The following is a 1,038-nucleotide window of genomic DNA, read 5'->3' on the forward strand; positions in this document are numbered from 1 at the left end:
GGCATTACCTGCTTGAATGGCTTTCTGGTGCCAGCAGACATCCTGAGTTCAGTAGTCTCCCTGGCGAAATCATGGCGTTAAAAGCATTGACCGAAAAAGATCGCAATATTCCCATCATCGGAACGCTGAATACGCTCTTTCTCAGCTCTGCCACTGTCGGGGAATGTCCGTTGTTTCGTTTTCGGGCTGCGCTGGGTAAATTACAGAAATCAGGCTGGCGCACTTATGTCTGCCCATGGCCTGAGAGGGTGTTCAATGAATCCATTGAACGGGCCTGTTCCGGGAAACGCCATCTGCTACAACTAAGTCGCACCGAAGAGTGTTTTCTACCGACAGGCGATATGAGGGCACCAGTTACGTTGCAGCTGATCACTCCACTACACCGCAAAACTATGCAGCTTCTGGAAACGGCAGAGTTAATATTCTCCGACGAAGGATTTCAGGTGGTGAGAGGATACGAACATCAATTCGGGATCGAACGCAGAGAAACCCTCTTTCACACCCTATTTATCGGGCTGCCCAGCTTGCCAGAAGATGTCTGGGGTGCAACACAGGAGCAGACGACTATCACATTACACTGAGGATGTGTAATCCCCGGCATACCCCGTTTCCAGTCTTCGCAGCCTGTACCGCCCTTCCTGCCGTTTCCGACATTCTTTCTGTCACTACTCGCTTGTGCCGTTTTTTCGCAACCGGTACGTGCAGTTATGACGGTACAGCTGCTTCTTTTCCCGTTCCGGAAGGAGTCTTTGATGCCACAGCAACATCCCGGACGACTGCAAATACTGGTCGTCGACGCACACTGCAAACGCAGGCTGTTTTCAACGAAAACACCGACAGACCCCGATGAGCTTGCCCGACGTTTCTGCACGCCGGATAACTGTCTCGTGGTGGTACTACGCGACAACCGATTTCTGTTCCGACTGGAGCGTGCTCCCGGCAGCCACTGCCGCTGGCACAAGGGCAGCAGCTCCCGCCATCAGCATCTACAGGACTGGCTATCATGAACGCAACCGAAGCAAAATGTTTATTCAATGG

At 52.4% G+C, this 1,038-nt stretch carries 2 protein-coding genes; both read left to right on the forward strand.

What is annotated here, in order from left to right:
* Positions 1-581 (forward strand): conjugal transfer protein TraC (locus RTW80_RS25870; RefSeq protein WP_312720933.1); only part of this gene is annotated, 581 nt, incomplete at its 5' end.
* A 171-nt stretch (positions 582-752) separates the two neighbouring features.
* Complete coding sequence (locus RTW80_RS25875; RefSeq protein ID WP_001136187.1) at positions 753-1,007, forward strand: PilI type IV pilus biogenesis protein; 255 nt, start codon at positions 753-755, stop codon at positions 1,005-1,007.
* Positions 1,008-1,038: the final 31 nt, after the last annotated feature.

Source organism: Escherichia sp. AM3, assembly GCF_032029835.1.
Taxonomy (GTDB): Bacteria; Pseudomonadota; Gammaproteobacteria; order Enterobacterales; family Enterobacteriaceae; genus Escherichia; species Escherichia coli.